Annotated in this window: 8 protein-coding genes and 1 CRISPR repeat array (1 of these 9 cut by a window edge); all 8 genes read left to right on the top strand. The window is 44.0% G+C overall.

Annotated features, from left to right (window positions below; all coding sequences use genetic code 11):
- Positions 1-2,230: direct repeats of the CRISPR family, unit length 30 nt; unit sequence GTTGAACCAGAACATTAGATGTATTGAAAT (it extends 39 nt beyond the left edge of the window).
- 826 nt (positions 2,231-3,056) lie between these two features.
- From ACR6HW_RS08780 to ACR6HW_RS08745, 8 genes are read left to right on the top strand one after another with little or no spacing between them, the layout of a single operon-like run.
- A complete protein-coding gene (locus tag ACR6HW_RS08780; RefSeq protein WP_455730756.1) occupies positions 3,057-4,895 on the top strand; it encodes a hypothetical protein in 1,839 nt (612 codons plus the stop codon).
- Positions 4,892-7,153, top strand: coding sequence for an RAMP superfamily CRISPR-associated protein (locus ACR6HW_RS08775; RefSeq protein ID WP_455730755.1), 2,262 nt, complete (start codon positions 4,892-4,894; stop codon positions 7,151-7,153). The genes ACR6HW_RS08780 and ACR6HW_RS08775 overlap by 4 nt, the downstream gene beginning before the upstream one ends.
- Positions 7,140-8,702: an RAMP superfamily CRISPR-associated protein gene (locus ACR6HW_RS08770; RefSeq protein ID WP_455730754.1), complete on the top strand. Its 1,563-nt coding sequence runs from the start codon at positions 7,140-7,142 to the stop codon at positions 8,700-8,702. The genes ACR6HW_RS08775 and ACR6HW_RS08770 overlap by 14 nt, the downstream gene beginning before the upstream one ends.
- Positions 8,695-9,075: a hypothetical protein gene (locus ACR6HW_RS08765; protein ID WP_455730753.1), complete on the top strand. Its 381-nt coding sequence runs from the start codon at positions 8,695-8,697 to the stop codon at positions 9,073-9,075. Before ACR6HW_RS08770 ends, ACR6HW_RS08765 begins: the two co-directional genes overlap by 8 nt.
- Positions 9,050-11,413 (top strand): TIGR03986 family type III CRISPR-associated RAMP protein, encoded by a 2,364-nt coding sequence (locus tag ACR6HW_RS08760; RefSeq protein ID WP_455730752.1) that lies wholly within the window; start codon positions 9,050-9,052, stop codon positions 11,411-11,413. The genes ACR6HW_RS08765 and ACR6HW_RS08760 overlap by 26 nt, the downstream gene beginning before the upstream one ends.
- On the top strand, positions 11,403-13,115 hold the full coding sequence (locus ACR6HW_RS08755; RefSeq protein ID WP_455730751.1) for a hypothetical protein: 1,713 nt from the start codon (positions 11,403-11,405) through the stop codon (positions 13,113-13,115). The genes ACR6HW_RS08760 and ACR6HW_RS08755 overlap by 11 nt, the downstream gene beginning before the upstream one ends.
- Positions 13,102-14,703, top strand: coding sequence for a hypothetical protein (locus ACR6HW_RS08750; RefSeq protein WP_455730750.1), 1,602 nt, complete (start codon positions 13,102-13,104; stop codon positions 14,701-14,703). The genes ACR6HW_RS08755 and ACR6HW_RS08750 overlap by 14 nt, the downstream gene beginning before the upstream one ends.
- A 1-nt stretch (position 14,704) precedes the next feature.
- The gene (locus ACR6HW_RS08745) at positions 14,705-17,413 is read left to right on the top strand and encodes a hypothetical protein (RefSeq protein ID WP_455730749.1); all 2,709 of its coding nucleotides are present in this window, start codon (positions 14,705-14,707) and stop codon (positions 17,411-17,413) included.
- Positions 17,414-17,422: the final 9 nt, after the last annotated feature.

Here is a 17,422-nt window from a genome sequence, read left to right as displayed (position 1 = left end):
ATATCGGGATGCACTAAAAGTACATCCAGTTGAACCAGAACATTAGATGTATTGAAATACACGACAATTGCTTGTATAAAGCGTTGTAAGCCCAGTTGAACCAGAACATTAGATGTATTGAAATAGATGTTGACCCCAACGATGACCCTAACGTAAGCGGTTGAACCAGAACATTAGATGTATTGAAATTTTTGAAATGGACATGAAGATGTATATATCTTGCAAGTTGAACCAGAACATTAGATGTATTGAAATTCGCCACACAATTTTAAAATAGGAGACTTATATTGTTGAACCAGAACATTAGATGTATTGAAATTTAATTCACAATAAAATTTAAATCCTTGGCAGTTAGGTTGAACCAGAACATTAGATGTATTGAAATATATTAAGAAAAGGGATATTGGAACATTCAAACATGTTGAACCAGAACATTAGATGTATTGAAATGTGGTTTAAGCCTTAAAGGCTGGGAATCTGTGGCAAGTTGAACCAGAACATTAGATGTATTGAAATAGAATTAGACCGTTTCTTGATCCGTCAGATAGTCGGGTTGAACCAGAACATTAGATGTATTGAAATTACTGATTGAAGAGCATTGTGGCGTCATGGATCTCGTTGAACCAGAACATTAGATGTATTGAAATATGCCTGTTTTGATGCGTGGTATATCCTTATTGGCTGTTGAACCAGAACATTAGATGTATTGAAATAAATTTGGCATCGTGGGGAACGCGTCCCCAACAAGTTGAACCAGAACATTAGATGTATTGAAATTATAAGCTCTCAATACAGAAAACTTTCGTAGCCTATGTTGAACCAGAACATTAGATGTATTGAAATAGGTGAGGATAGTTCACTGGAGTAGGTCTACCACCGTTGAACCAGAACATTAGATGTATTGAAATTCGACCGTATCAAACTGCGGCATAGACTCAGTACAGTTGAACCAGAACATTAGATGTATTGAAATGCACGATGGATAAGTTGTCTTTTAACCTATCACTTAGTTGAACCAGAACATTAGATGTATTGAAATCTTTCAATTTCTCTTACAATTCTTTTTAAGTTGTTGTTGAACCAGAACATTAGATGTATTGAAATTTTTCTCCCCCTGTTCAACACGGCCATTATCATTTTGTTGAACCAGAACATTAGATGTATTGAAATTCAGTTGATCCGTAAACGCCATCAATCGTTAAAACAGTTGAACCAGAACATTAGATGTATTGAAATGGAAGATAAAGGCGGCATATGATGACATGGGGTTTAAGTTGAACCAGAACATTAGATGTATTGAAATCATATATCGTAAGCTAACTTATAAACAGAGATCATGGTTGAACCAGAACATTAGATGTATTGAAATACAATAGCCTTGACCCTAGGTTCGATTACTTCGCCGTTGAACCAGAACATGAGATGTATTGAAATTACTGAGAAGTTGAGCTTTTCTTCACTTCTTCTATGGTTGAACCAGAACATTAGATGTATTGAAATATTGTACTAAAAATGTGTTTGTCTCTCGACAGATTTGTTGAACCAGAACATTAGATGTATTGAAATGTGTCCTTGTCTTAATTTCTTCCCTGTGTTCCTTTTCGTTGAACCAGAACATTAGATGTATTGAAATCCATCCACCTTGAGACGGCAAAAACAATAGTTTGCTGGTTGAACCAGAACATTAGATGTATTGAAATAAGGTTGACCAGATGTTCATATCAGAAGATGTTGTTGTTGAACCAGAACATTAGATGTATTGAAATATATTGGCGTTAAGCGCCAGAAGCCTTAAGTAATTGTTGAACCAGAACATTAGATGTATTGAAATCTATGTAATGATACTGAGTATAGTGATACTGAGTACAGTTGAACCAGAACATTAGGTGTATTGAAATTTAAAGCTTTGCATGCCTCTTTCAAACATAGCTTGCGTTGAACCGGAACATTAGATGTATTGAAATCTCGATTGTAGCAAAAGTTTATTTTTTTCTGATGCTGTTGAACCAGAACATTAGATGTATTGAAATTCAAACTGCTCAATGAGTGCCATGTAATCTATTAAGGTTGAACCAGAACATTAGATGTATTGAAATGAGCTTAAAAATGTACACTTGATATTAAATTCCATGGTTGAACCAGAACATTAAATGTATTGAAATGTTATAGTGTATAAGCCGTCTTGTTGTTCCCATTCAATGTTGAATCAGAACATGAGATGTATTGAAATTGCAGATAATCTGAACGAACCTGATGTTGACTTTCCGTTGAACCCAAACGCAAGATGTACTAAAAAGTATTCATTGAACTCGGCTTCAGTACAGCCGCAGCGCTTATAACGGAGTACTCAAATCCCCTCTGACTAATTAACCCAACATTACAGCAGACCGTAGCCACGCACCCTATCTCGTTGAGATTTATTCGTCTAGGACATTGTCGAGAGATTTTAATGCCACTATGAAGCCGAGTAAATGCCCAGTTTTTAAATGGTGAACGATACACCACACTTGTGTAGGTATTAATAAAACCGCTTTCTCCCATGTGTCATTAAGGCATTAAATAGACTCAAAAGCGACTTATATCGTCGCCTAAACGTTTGTATCACACAACTGCGAGTAGCACAACATTTTCACTACAAAAGAAAATACCACCTGTCATCACCGCTTTATAAAGCCTACCAGCATAGGCCTAAGTAAAGCGGTTTTCTATTGGACTCAGAGCGTCTCTTTGTGTCATGTGCATTACCTATTGAGACAATCATTAACTTTTTTATTTTTTTCAAACAAAAATGCTGAAAAAAGAAGGAAAAAATGCGTGGGTGTGGAATATAAGAGGGAGGAGCGATATGAGACCCTAGACCTAGTGTGTGGTATCGTTCACAGTAAAGAAATGACATCACATTGTGGCATTAAAATCGCTCCATGTATCCCAAGTAGTCATCGATAGTTGAATTTACTCTGGGTACAAAGCATTTAACATTTTTAATACGATGTCGATAGAGCAACACATCAGAAGGGCGTCTTTAAATGGAGAAAGAAATTTACAAGGAGGCATAAATGGGCAATCGTTACATCGTCAACTTAGATGTTGCCAAAAAACAGGCGTACATCTTTAGTTCCAACAGCTTAAAAGAAATTGTTGGCGGCTCGTACGCCATAAAGTTTTTATCGGAGTTTTTAGGAAAAAAAATCATAGAACGCGTCTGCGAAGACCCGAGATCGGGGACTTACTTTGGAGAGAACAACCTAGAGGGATGCGTGTTGTTTGACAAAGGTGGTCAGTCGATGTACATATTCGACAGCGAAAGTACTTGTGATGCGTTTATAGAGACGTTTCATACCTACGCCTTTCGCATGTTCCCAGGCATACACTACCACCTCGTTAAAACGTCTTTTGACATGACAAAGGAAAAATTAACCGATGTGCTATCTGCTTCTAACCGCGAGCTGTTTAAGCAGAAAAATCACTGTGGACAGTTGGGGACGCTGAGTTTTGGAAAGACCGAAAGGTGCAAATCCACTGGAGGCATCGCCGGCTATATGGTGGAGACAGAAGACAACAATAAAAAAAGCACCTATTCGGCAGACGCTTACTTGAGACAACTTTACTACAGCATTACAGACCCCTTTACTGGACTATCTAAAGAGGAGTCGGATATAAAGAGGACATTACAAAATAATATCTATTGTCAAGAGAACTTCGAAGACCGTGAACTCGATGTCATCGCAAAATGGTTTGCTGAGTTCTTTCCTTTGGTCTGTGAAGAAAAGGGCTTTGGAGATGCGTCCACAAGAGCGCAGTTTACCAACGACATCGATGCCTTTATGTCAGATGAAGGCAATAAATTCTATGCCGTCATCACCATGGACGGCAATCACATGGGAGACTTTATTAGAGGGTTACCGAAATACCGACTGACGGCTTTTGAAAATCAGCAGACCGCCGGTGAAACGTTAGAGGCAGTAAACTTTTCCTGCATCTTAGAGCAACAAGCGGTTTCGGATTGTATCCATACCGCGTTCAAATCTGCCCTCGACCAGACGCGTGAAGCACTTGTCGAGCGAGATACAGAGGAAAGAACCTTATTCCCATACCGTGTTTTAATCAGTTCTGGAGATGACATCAGCGTCCTCGTTGGCGCAGCGCAATACCTCGAGTTCCTAAACTCTTTCACAGAGCAATTCCAACAGGGAAAGACATCAGCGCTGTTTGGTGTAGGGCATGTACGGGATGCACAGCTGACAAAGCACCTCGATGACATCGCCACTTTCTTTAACAGTGCGCCTCATAAAAATGACTACCGAAAAGACCCTATAGCCAAAAAAACACTGCATTTTGCCATTGGAACCGTGCTCATTGATTCCAAGTACCCACTTTACAGAGCTGTAGCAGCGGCAGAGCATCTGCAAAGTTTGTGTAAAAGAAAGTTGGCGCATTTGAATCTCTATTATGAAAACCAACTGGGTAAGACGGTTAAATCAGATGAAAAAGCCGATGCCACTTTAATGGCTTTCAAACTGTACCGTGGAGACATCGAGAATACCAAGGACTCCGATAAAGAGGTGGCAATCTATCAGTTGAGCAGCAGTTCTGTTTTTGGTACCGTCTACCCGCAGTTTTTATTAGCAGCGGCAGAAGAAAAAACAAGTGAGTTTTCTCATTTTGAAAGCCTTCAGAACGTCGTGCAAGAGCTTGGTGGCGACCTCAAAGGCAAATCATCTGTCGTAAAGCTTTTAGCCGCCTTTACAAAAGGCGAAAAAGCCGCCACAGCGTACTTGAAAACCCATGAACTATCGGCTTTGAAAACGGCATCTGAAGTTTCTGTTGAAAGCCGTTATCCTGTTATTAGAGATGCCGTCACCCTCAACAGTTTAAAGGAAAGGAAACGCGTATGAGACAGCTTCATTTAAAAGCCACCTTATTATCCGACGCCACCTTTGGCAATGGGACAGCCGTTCTTTTTGGTGTCCACACGGAGGTTGAAACAGACAAAAACGGCTGGCCCTATTTAAAAGCAAAAACTTTAAAAGGCTGTTTAAGACGCGTGATGAAAGACTATGGGATTTGTGATGAAAAAACCTTAAGCCGCTATTTTGGCGCCGAGGGCACCCAAAGTGGGCGCTCAAATAAAGGGGCGGTGTTTTTTGAGGACCTCACTATAGACCTCGAAACGCAGAGGCGTTTAAACCCAATAAAAGCCCGTTTGGAAAACGCTGTGGATGAGACGTATCCCCTTAAAGAAACTGTTAGAAATACCTTCACCACTGTGCGCCGGAGCATTCGAGTGGAAGACGGTTTGGCACAAGACCATAGCTTGAGAGCAGAGCGGGTCATTCTCAAAGGTACCACACTTGAAACCCGTGTTCGATTAAGCGACACTTTGAGTGACGTCGATATAGAAAAGCTCGAGTTGGGTTTTCGGGCGCTGAGACATCTCGGCTCAAAAAAGAATCGAGGACGCGGTCAAATCGCTTTTGAAATCACTGGAAGAGAGGATAGGGATTCAAACGACGGTGGCAATCGCATTCAGCACGATGGCAAAACACTGCATGTTGTTCTCACAGCCGAGCAAAACATTAAACTCAGCCGTTCATTTAACGGTTATGACTACGAAAGCAGCAAGCACTACATCACCGGTAGCGCATTAAGAGGTGCTGTAATCAACAGCTTAACCCAGCAGAACGTCGATACCGGCACTGTGGAGCGCTTTTTAAAAACATTTAAGTTTTCAAATGCTTACTTGTATCAAGCGGTTGACGGGACGCCGCGTCCATTTGCGCCTATACCGCTTTGCTTCTATGGCGAAAAGAAACACAAGAGGGCATACGACATTGAAGGCACCGTCTCTATAAAGATGGCCGATGTTTTGGCGTACCATTTTAAAGAGAGAGACGACGAAGACGGGGCGTATGAAAAGCGCCTCTTAGATAATAAATTTGCCTTTATAGACGCCGGCAAGTGTTACGCAGCTACTGTAAAAACAGGTGAAGCGCTACACCATGCCAGTCCTGTGGCAGATGCGGAGACATTCACCCGCGAGAATTTGTTCAGGTACGAATTTATAGAAAAAGGACAGCGGTTTTATGGCACTGTGGACCTTGGGGACGCGTCAGAAGAAGAGGTTCAGCAGTTGGTGGACATCCTTACAGAGCCCCTGTACATCGGCGGCTCTGTAACAAGCGGCTACGGTAGGTGCTCAGTGAGCTTTGAGCAAGCGCCTGAAGACACTTCGAAGGTCCCAACAGCGCCGGGGTATGTCACGGTTATGGCGTATTCCGATGTCAGTGCAGAAGGTGTTGAAACCCTAAAAGAAGAGCTGAAATCGGATTTTGGCTTAGCGTTTAAAGGGGCGTTCTTACAGCCGGAATGGGTAACGGGGTTCAATCACCATATCGGTGGGCTCTTACCCGTTGAAAAGTACGCTCAAAAGGGAAGTGTCTTCGTCTTTACTGCCTCTAAGTCACTTGATGTCGATGCTTTGGCAAGCCATTTTGAAGGCCGTTTTTACGGTAAGCGCACAGAAGAAGGCTTTGGTGTTTTCCGCTTTGTGCCTCAAATCACAGAAGTTGAAAAAATTGTGAAGTTCAAAGAAAAGCCGTCTGATAAAGCAGCACCTAGCATACCTAGTGACCACGTCTTTACAGAAGTAGAAGAGCGCTTTTTGTATGAGAGCATCAGTTTGTGGCTGGACACCTATTACGACTACACGATGGTGAGCGGTACAAATGTAAATTCGCTTTCTAAAAGCGCAATTGGGAGCATTCAAAGTTTCATCCACAAAAGCTATGCCGAACAAAACACCCTCGACGCCTGTCTTACTGAGCTTTATGACAGTGCGCGAGTCATTCAAGAAGCATCGACCCTAGACGAGCGTCAACACAAAGCCTTTAAAATTGGCGACTTACAGCTTTTTTCAAGAGATGCGCTGCCTTGGACATCGTCTTCGATAGGAGACGTGTGTTTAAAAGAGGTGTCTCAAAATTCCGATGCGTTAAAGGAAGCGATTATCCAATCAGTAAATGAGGCTTTTCTAGAAGAGTGGCTTCGTAAAAACCATCGCGTTATGGAAAAAATCGTCTACACGCATCTTTACAAAGTGATGACCTTTAAGAGAATATCTACAACAGAGAGGAGCTCAGATGTTAGTGAATAGATCGAAGCATGTGGTGGTTATGCAGAACACAACCCCAGTACATGTGGCACAGGACAACGATACGGTCTTTGACAAATTTCAGTGGGCAACCCCCTTCTTTATCCCGGCGACGACCCTATCGGGCTTGTTTAGAAACTTCGTCAAGGGGGAAGCGCCGAGAAACCCCGCAGCGCGACTTGCACTGTTGTTGGTTTTTCAAGAGTCTTTTTTGGCGAATAAGGGGGCTAAAGAACAGTGTATCGTCGAGCAGGGCTTAATAGAACTCTACAAAAATCAAGGGTTTTTAAAGTTTACAGACGCCACACTGCGCACCAAAAATGCGAAGGTGCTCATGAGAGACCATTTGCTTATGAGCAGAACGCATCAAGCCGCTCAAAAGAACGCACTGTTTCAAGACCTGCTGTTGGACATCGGCAACGCCTTTCAGTTTGAGATAGAAGTCGATCAATGGTCAGATGACCTCTTTGATGGCTGTACTGAAAACATATGCGCACTGACAAACGAAGAACGTTTCTTGCGCCGAGCGCTTAAAAGCACAGAAGACGTCGCAACTGCTCGAAACAAGTTGTCTCGCCAAGACGTCGAAAGTGCGCTCATCGCCCTTTCCGGTAGAGACACCCTTGATGGCGCCGCCGTTTTCAGCGCCATTGAAACACTGGTTGAACAATTTGTGGCGCATATTCACCAAGGCAACATTCGATTTTGTGGCAAAACCACTTTTGACTACGGCCGTTTTGATATCACTTCTTACGCCCATAAAAGCTTTGCTTTCCCAAAAGACCTTGAAACGTATTTGGGGTGGAGCGGAGAGTCGGAGGCCTATCAACCTATTGAAAAGCTTGTCAAAAAACACGGTATTAAGCCGGCGTTTGTCGACATCGGTTTTGCAGTGCGCTGTGACGAGGGGTTCTTTATTGGACAGTACTCAGAGATGACCAATCAACAGACGTCTTTTTCAGAGAGTCACTACAAGGGCGAGAGTCGGGAGATTATCGTGCCTTCCAGTACAGTGAAGGGCATGGTGCGCGCACATTTTGAGAAAATAGCCCATACCATCGACCGGATGAACAGCAGGGACGCCATCTCCACAGAGGAGCGCGATAAAGTAGCCGAAATGTTCGGGTACACACAGGAATATCTCAATCGCACCGGTCAACACTGGCGTATGGAATCCGCCGAGGCTACCCGTAACGAAAGGGAGAACGCAGCACAAGCCCTCGACAAAAAGGGCGACTTGATCTTCTCAGATGTCATTCTTAGAGGCGAACACGCTACAAAGTGCTTAGAGTCGCATGAAAAGACACAAATTAAAATCGACCGGTTTACAGGTGGCGCTTATAGAGGTGCTCTCAGAACCTATCAGTGGGTTGTCCCGAATCAACCGTTTAAACTGTCAATCGCCTACAACAAGCAGTCCAAACTGTCAGAAGACATCGAACGCTACATGGCGTGGTTTAAAAAAGACATCGCCGATGGCCTCGTAACCATGGGGGCACTGGGCAGTGTCGGTGCCGGTTTACTAAAAATAGAGGAGGAGACCCATGCGTAAAAAGATCGACTTTAACGCCTTTAAAGCGGCAGTGGCGACTTTACATCCGCCTGTTTACTGGATGAAACAGACCCCTTCTGACATCATGTATGCCGAAGTTACCCGAGAAGAGGTGTTGGCGTTTTTTGAAGAAGCGCCGCAGGACATCGTAGAGTGCCGGGTATTCAATCCCATGGAAGAGCTGACGGTGCGAGCAGGGGGCACATATTACCGGCTTACCCATCTCTCTAATCAGAGCCGTTCTGTGCCGTACCGCACCGTTCGCCAGTTCGTCTACACCGATGCTGGCTGTCAGAGCCTCAAAGTACGCACCTACCTTAAAGCGGGAGACACTTACCTAAGTCTTTATGAAATGGAGAAAAGCCATGCGTAAAACCTATGCCGATAGCCCTTATAATTTTATCCCCTATCCTTCAGAGCCACACAGCGCTTACAAAAGTTTAGAGGCGCTACCCGACAGAAGTTATTACGACTCCGAGCGCTTCACCGGTTGGTTGACCTATACCTTAACCGCTCAGACCAAACTTTTTGTCAGCAACGGTGAAACGGGCTCAAAACTGGATTTTTACAAGGCAAATAGCGGGTACGCCATCCCAGGCACCACGATGAAAGGCGTCGTTCGAGCCAACTGCGAAGTTTTGAGTCACGCGTTTCCGGCGTTTGTCGCTGACCAGACCTTCTCCTATAGAGAAGTGGCCAGCAGAGCCTCTTCCATAAAAACGGCTTATGAGGCCGTTATCAAAACCACTGAGGAACGCAAAGTCAACAGCGTCGTTCGCGTAGGGCTACTCGTCAACGAAAACGATGTGTACAAGATTTACCCGTTTAGCCCCATAGAGAACTACGACAGCACTGGCAGAGAAACGTATTTTCAGTTTGTAACAGACGCTGCTATAAAGCGTACAGCCAAGGCCGCCATAAGCAAAAAAACGCTGGACAGTAGAAGCTATGCGCCTTATGTGATGCTGTGCAAAATGAAGAACAACACCTCTTTGTCCAATAGCATCACCTCAAATGAACTGGGGAGCTATGAAGTGGAAGCGACAGGCTATCAAATGCCGTTTAAGGCCCTTAAAGACAAAGTTGAAAACGCCCCTGGCCAATACGTCTATTTGATGAACTCCAACAAAATTTACAAAAAAAAGCGTCACTACACCTTTAAAGCCGACTATTTAGAAAAGCCGCTAACTGTACACGGCAAAGTGGTGGCGGAGTTCAAAGCCCGCAACCAGCGCATAAAAGGACGCACCGAAGAAGGACAGGCACAGGCGAGCGATTACGACGCCCTACCGTCTAAAGGCAACTGCAGACCGTGTTTTTACGTGGAAAATAAAACAGGTGGCATTCTGGCCATTGGGTACACCCCTTACATGCGACTACCGTATAAGTATTCAACCCATGCGGGGTTACCGACCCGTGAGGCGGCCGCAGGCATCGACTTTGCCGAGGCACTGTTCGGTACCGCCAAAGGCTATGCGTCGAGGGTTTCTTTTGAAAATGCAGACCTCACACCGGGCCAAACAGACTTCTTCGCCCAGACGGAACAAAGGGCGCTGCTAGAACCTAAACCCACTGCCTTTCAAATGTACTTGACACAGACGTCGCCAGATTTGAAAAAATACCGACACTACAACTCGGAAGATCTTGAAGGCAACGCCAATTTCACGTTGCGCGGCAGAAAATTCTACTGGCTCAAAGAGACCGTCGACCCGTATGTGGCCCCCGACCGGTTTCAAAAAAGCTTCAGCACCTTAAAGCCCGTAAAAGCGGGTACGCGCTTTCAGGGGAGAATCCGTTTTGAGAACTTATCTGAAGCAGAACTGGGGCTGTTAATTTACAGCTTAAAACTGGACGATACGCACGATCCAGAAAGCGACGGGTACATCACTTATGAGAGCATTGGACAGGGCAAACCGTACGGCTTTGGCAGAGTCCACGTGGGCATTGATGCGCTGACACTTCTGGATATGCAGAGCCGTTACGTCGATGACAGTGGTTCTGCGCCTAAAGAAGGGATGATTAAGCGTTTCAAAGAAGCGTACCGCGCGTATTACAATGAAAAAATCAGTCCGGCCTGTAAGTTTGAAGCGCTTGACAACGAGGTGCTGTGGGCATACCGTTTGTCCAAAGAGTTGCCGGCGTTTAAGACAGACGAAACGTTCCAGTACATGGACCTAAAGGCCTTTAGAGACAGACCGATGCTCAGGGGGGTTCAGGAGTATATTGAGCAAATTCCCTACCGCAAAGCCATGATATCGGCAAACTACCAATCGGGGCATGCTGAACCTGATAAAACCTTAGACGTTGAGGGCGTGGAAGCCTGGGCAGAAAAACACCTAGACATAGCGGTGCTCTCAAACTCGCGAGAAGATGAAAATCGATTCAAGCTGTTGTTTAGAAGGTACAAAAGCGCAGTGTTCCTCTTAAAAGGCGATGTGCTGAAGAAAAGCGAGGCAATAACGGCGTGTCAAGCGATTCTCTTTAACAACTTGAGTGGGGTGAAAACAGATGCTGATTACGACATCATCGCTAAAATCATCTCATTGACACCAAACAAACTCTTTTTTTACTACAACGACAAAGGTCAATTTATCGACAGAGGGTTAACCGCAGCGCTACCGTATCAGGCATTTGCGTCAGCGCCACCGACGGTGATGCCGAACTTTCACAACTTGGTTGATTATTGGAGGCGTATGGAAAATGATGTGTAATGACATGGAATTTGAGAACGAAAAAGTAAAAAGAACTTTTCCGGAGTTCGAAGCCTGTCTTAAGGCCATAAGCGAAGACCCTGTTTTTAGGGACCTGAACACCTTTTCAATACTGGGGGCACGGGGATTCGGTAAGACCACCATACTGAAAGCCCTTAAAAAAAACCTACCTTCATCTATGGAGGGAAAGGCCTCGACTGCTTCAGTGCTCAGTGTCTTACGACTGGAAGGGGTTAAAGATGGTGAGCTCTTGTCATGGATTATAGGCGCCTTAAGTGCGCCTATGAAAAAACTGGAGAAAGAGTGGGCGAATTCTTCGGTCATAAAAAAGGAAGATGTTGAGAAATGCGTCGAAGAGAAGCTGGGAAAAGACAAAAACAAGTATGTTCAGATGACCCAACAGCCCTGTGAATCAAAAAACTACCCACGGCCGTTTCCGGTGAAAAACGCATACGAAAAGCTGACGGCAGGGTATTTTAAGTGCAACACAATGTACAAGACGCACTTAATTAAAACGAATTATGACGATTTGTATTATTTAGATAAATCCAATGATGTTTTAAAGTCTGAAATTGATCTTATTGACGATTTTCATTCTTTCCTTGACTTTTTTTCTGTGTATTACGAAGTCCTTCACGAAGTCGATGGTTTTCGCTTTGTGCTGTTGATAGACGACCTGGATATGTTTCCGGAAAAAGCGCTGTCGTTTATCCTCGATATTGGCAACTTTTGTGCCCATGAGCGCATCGTTAATGTTATCTCGGGGGATTTAGAGAGCTTGAAGTTTCTTTTTGAACACGAGATGGCGGAAAAGTGGGGTATGTCAGAGGGTCTTGTTAAAAAACAGCACTTGGTGGAAGAACGGTTAAAGAAGTTCATTCCGCCTTCTAAGCGTTATTATTTAAAGGATGCTGATCCTAAAGTGCGTGCGGCGTTTGTCCCTTTAGAGGCATCAAAAGATGGTCCGCCCTTAAATGAGGTGATTATAAAAACCCTAAAGTCGATAGACTCTAAAAATGACCCTAAAAATGATGCTGCCTGTACATCGACATGGCTAACCGCTATTGCCGGTGGTCAGCCGCGCACACTTATAAACCTTTACACACTGTTTTCGGAAGTCTCTGAAGAACTTAAAGACATAGAAAATAAAGAAGGTACTGATAAGAGCGCTTGGCGACTGAAAGTCTTAAACCGCTTTTTAGACTGTAGTGGCCTTGAAGATAAAAGCGATGCGTATTTTGCCGTTGAGAGGGTTGCCCGTGCCCCTAAAGATTCAACCACTTGGAGAAGTCTAGAGGACATCGTCGGTGAAATTTCTAACCATTCGGATGTTGAGGAACAGATAAGGTTGGTTAAACTGCTGCTGTCTGTGTTGATTTTCAGAGGCAAAGATATAGACGATAAGACGACACAGGGGCCGAATCATAAAGGAGAGCTCATGAGATACATTTCGCAGCTGATTAACAGTTTGGCAACCAAACGCAAGGGAGCAGGATGGCACCCGATGCCGCTAGATTGGGATTCAGATCAGGTGCTTGGCTACTTAAAGTGCGCCATGGCAACCCTTCGCAAAATGGGCGTTGTCGCCTATGAACACGACGAAAATCAAACAGAGATTACGGCAGACATTTGGGCGTATGCAGAGGACTACGACTACCTGTTGGCATTGGCATCAAACGAGGTGAAGTATGGAGAAAGCTAAAAAATACTTATTGGAACGCGTGGGTTTAAGAGCCATAGCCAATTATTATGGCACCCACAAGGCGGTTGAAAAAGCAGATAATCAGGTGTACACTGAAGCACGCGAAACCGTAATGGAGGAAGTGTTTTATGTGAAAGCACATGGGGAGGGGGACGTACATGATACCGATTTGTTAGCAGAACTGCATCAAATTATCACCCAGGTGGCGCATCAAAAAATGAGTAGCGATGATTTAATAGCTCAAAAAAGTGATTACAAATACGTGTTTCTAAACCGCTGCGTCCGCTACAAAGAAGAGATGTATCAAAAGGATAAGACCCTTGAGGATGCGCTTGACAAATTCAATAAAAACTTGGAGGGTGTTGACAAAGAGGCGTTGCTAGAACAGCTATCAAAAGTGTCAGAGGCCATTAACGCTGTAGAAAAAACCATTGCGCTGGATGCCCCCAAAAGCGCCTATGCCATACCGGTTGAGTTGATGCCGTTGTTTCAGCGAACTAAAGACTTATACCGCATGCTTGAAGACCTCGATAAACTCGGCAAAGAGCTAGAAGATTTAAAAGACCAGTTGTCTAAGATTCCTAAAACATTGGTGCTGGATAAAGAAGATCAAGGGTCGATCGAGCCTCAGAAAGTCAAAAGTGAAAGACTTTCAGAAACTCAGGGGGCCTTAGAAAAAGCTTGCACCTATAAGTTTGAGGGCACTAAAAATCAACAGGCGGCCATTCTTAACGCTGTAGAAGAAGCCATAAAGAGTGACGGCTCTTTTGACACACGCACCCAAGAATTCGTGGAGGCGTTAGGCGCTGCTCTAGAGACCGCAGAGGCGACCTTTAATACAGAAAAAGCTGTACTTAGCGCCTCAAAGAGCGCTATAGACGAACTCAAACACGTGATAGATGATTACGACGCGTGTGGAAAAGCGATTTTAAAAGAACTTGTCGATAATTATGGCTCTCCAGATTGTTGGTTGGATCGAGCAAAAACCACAGTGGAAGCTATTTTTACTGAAGAAAAAAGGTTGCCGAGAACAGACACGACTTTTTTCAGCGAGGACAATCAACAGGTCATAGTAGCGCTAAAAGAGGTAAACTTTTACGAGGCGAGCCTATTACACAAGAATGTTCAGGAAAAGCTAAAAGAGTGGTTCGAAAAGCCTTTTGACACTGAGAAAAAAACGCACCGCAAAAAGAATTTTGTCGAAGCGTTAAAAAAAATTAACGACACTTATGGGCGCCAATTAAAGTGTGTCGAAACTCAAAAATACAGCGAACGCCTTCAAAGCAGTTGGCCTTTTCTTAAAGATTATGAAAAAGTGCCTGAGACGATTCAGTACCTCGACGGCGGAATCGGTGAGGGGGCTGAACCCATTGATAAAAACGCCTTCTTTGGAGCCGTCTCAACCATAGAATCGGCTCTTCCACCAAAAGTATTTTGGGCGGCGCCAATTAAAGAGCTGTTTAAGAAAGCCACATTTGAACTGCTCGAAGTGACCGAGGCTCAAGTCCTAAAAGCTTATTATACTGCCATTATCGAGTTGTTGGCATACCCTGACTATAAGGAAAAGTCTCGAAAGGAAGCGTCTTAAGATGGATGTACACAAACTCAGTCTGCTGCTAGAAGTCCTTTTTACCCCTGTAAAGGCCATTGACTTTTGTGACGGGGCGCCGTATTTTGACATAAAGAAAACCCCAGTCAATAAGAAAACGATTAAAGAAAAAGAACTGCTCGCCTATTTGAGGCTGCATTGCCGCGTTGAGAACCTCGACACACTCTATTTGATGATTCAGCACTGTTTTAATAAGCTAGATGGCGTGGAAGCGTCTACAGACATCGAAACGCTCCTTGTACACTACAACGACATAGCAGGTGAACTCTTAGAAGTCCACAGTGGCGCATTGAGTATTAAACACACCGATGGCAAAAAAGAACCGGTTCTGCCGTATAAAGGTTTTGACCGCGTCATCGTTTGGAACCATTTAAAAAGGCGGGTGTGTACAGACTTCTTCGTCATCAATTACTTGGTTCAAAATGGGTACAGCATCGCTTTTCTCAACAATTACTACGGCAGCATCGTCCTCGAAGATCAACAACTGAGTAAAATACTTTCTAAAGGCATTGCAGAAACGCATCTTCACTTTAGTGCGGCAACAGATTTCACCATGTTTTGGGAAAACCTTATGTTGTTGAGGCCGTTCAACTCCCGAAGTCCTGAAAGAAAATCTCGGCCTATTGAAGATCTGTTTAAGTTTTTTGAACTCTCTTTGCCTGCTGTTGACAATCAAATTAAGGGGCTCGCAATCTTGAGGATGCTCGTGGTGGTCTATCTCAATAGTGGTGACATGTTTGCCTCTTTTGAGGCATTTTTAAAGAAAATGTTTTTAACAAAACACGAAGCGGCCAGTGGCGGAGTGGATGATCTCGAAGTCTTTCTAGAACGTTTTTTAAACACCCGGTTTAGCGATAACGCCCTCTATGACGACATAGACTTTTTAGCCATCAAGGATACGCTGATGGAAAACTACTTTTCAGAGACCTCAAGCTTTTCAGAACACGTCTATCCCAAAGAAAGTGTTGGAGATTCTGAATTTAACGCTTATGTTTGTACAGAATATGTATTGACTTATTCTGAAAACATTTTTTTGTACAGGCTGATTGAGTACGTAACCGCGCAGAAGGGCACTGAAAAAGACGACTTGCTCAGCGCTTTTCTCTACAGGTACATCGTCGTTAAAAACAATTTGTACTGTTGGATGGTACAAGCCCACGCCATTAAAGGCCTCGATTACTTTAAGAAAGTGTTCAGAACGTCTACTAAACAGTTCCACAAGAAAGATTACCGAATGATGTTTAGAAAACAACTGAGCGATAGAAACTTATCGGCGCTTGAAATTAGGACGACGCCTAATGTAGAGAACTACCGAATCGCGCTTCTCCGTATTTTTGAAGCCTTTGATGCGGTCACTTCCAAACTCGAACCCATAAGAAGTCCTATAAAGCTCGGGGTGGTTCATCATTTAATTAAGAAAAAGCCTTCACAGGTATCTGACTGTTGTGTGATGGCATACCGCCTCAATGGATACGGTGCTAACAAGCATCTTTATTACGATAAGGTGCGTTCAGAATACCGAGAACAGATTAAGAAGATTTCAATGTATGCCGAAAAAGTGCCGAATTATACGGAGTTTGTGGTGGGGTTAGATGCCGCAAGTGGTGAACACGATGCAGAGCCCTGGGTGTTTGCGCAGTTCTACAGAGACATTCGGGCGCACTATGCAAAATTGCCGCCCAATTATGACTGTCGGAAAAAAGCCATTGCGTTTTCGTTTCACGTCGGAGAGGATTTTAGACATCTTTTGTCCGGCCTTCGTCATATTCATGAAGTTATGACCCATTTCAGCTACATGTCCGGCGACCGAATTGGTCATGGTATAGCGCTAGGGGTATCCCCAGAAGATTACGCCAAAAAAAATGCCTTCGTGTATGTAACCCACGGTGAGCTGCTGGACGACTACTTGTGGCTTTGGAAACTCTTAAACGACCATTCGGACAAAGCGTATTTGTATCGTGGGTACTTAGAAGATAAAATAGCGGAACTGGGGCACTTCGTGTACGGCGAAGACTTAATGGCTAAGCTTTCAAATGGGACAAGCGCCCTTTACAAAGCCTATGAAGATCGGTTTACATCTGATTACAGAGAAATCCAATCGGTGCAAGTTCCCGTGGAAGACTGTTCAGAAGGTTCAAAATCAAATGGCGCTAGCAAATGTCCATGTGTGCTAATGGCTGAGGAGCAACCAAAACACCTTTACTACCTGGGGTCTTGCGGGAAAGTGCTCAAGCGTATGGAACAGGTGAAATGTGTTGAAATTACAGCCAACGATGTGGCGCTTATGACCTTTGCTCAGGCACATCTTTTGAGCGAAATAGAGCGCCGGGGAATTGTGGTAGAAATCAACCCCACGTCTAACAGCGTTATTGGTGAGATTGACGATATCTTTGAAGGGCATATTATGAAACTTAACACCGCGTTTTCAAGGCAGGAAGTGGAACCGTCACGAGCTGTTATTACGACGATAAACTCAGATGATCCCAGTGTCTTTGCTACCACTACAAGTGATGAGTACGCTTATATTTACTACGCACTTCTCAATCGAGGCTACCCCAAAAAGGATGTGCTGGAGTGGATGGAAAAGCTGAGACAGGATGGTCTAGACACCTGTTTCGTATCCGATACAGAAGGCAAAGGTTATAAGAGGCGTCTCAAAGAGTTTGTTAAGGCGCTTAAAGAGATGTAAGGAGGCTTC

It is taken from the genome of Fusibacter sp. JL298sf-3, from assembly GCF_053842995.1.
This window is presented reverse-complemented; position numbering and strand designations above follow the sequence as displayed.

Coding starts and splice junctions, on each gene's coding strand:
- ACR6HW_RS08775 (WP_455730755.1), top strand. CDS start 4,892: ATGAGACAGCTTCATTTAAAAGCCACCTTATTATCCGACGCCACCTTT.
- ACR6HW_RS08770 (WP_455730754.1), top strand. CDS start 7,140: ATGTTAGTGAATAGATCGAAGCATGTGGTGGTTATGCAGAACACAACC.
- ACR6HW_RS08780 (WP_455730756.1), top strand. CDS start 3,057: ATGGGCAATCGTTACATCGTCAACTTAGATGTTGCCAAAAAACAGGCG.
- ACR6HW_RS08745 (WP_455730749.1), top strand. CDS start 14,705: ATGGATGTACACAAACTCAGTCTGCTGCTAGAAGTCCTTTTTACCCCT.
- ACR6HW_RS08750 (WP_455730750.1), top strand. CDS start 13,102: ATGGAGAAAGCTAAAAAATACTTATTGGAACGCGTGGGTTTAAGAGCC.
- ACR6HW_RS08755 (WP_455730751.1), top strand. CDS start 11,403: ATGATGTGTAATGACATGGAATTTGAGAACGAAAAAGTAAAAAGAACT.
- ACR6HW_RS08765 (WP_455730753.1), top strand. CDS start 8,695: ATGCGTAAAAAGATCGACTTTAACGCCTTTAAAGCGGCAGTGGCGACT.
- ACR6HW_RS08760 (WP_455730752.1), top strand. CDS start 9,050: ATGAAATGGAGAAAAGCCATGCGTAAAACCTATGCCGATAGCCCTTAT.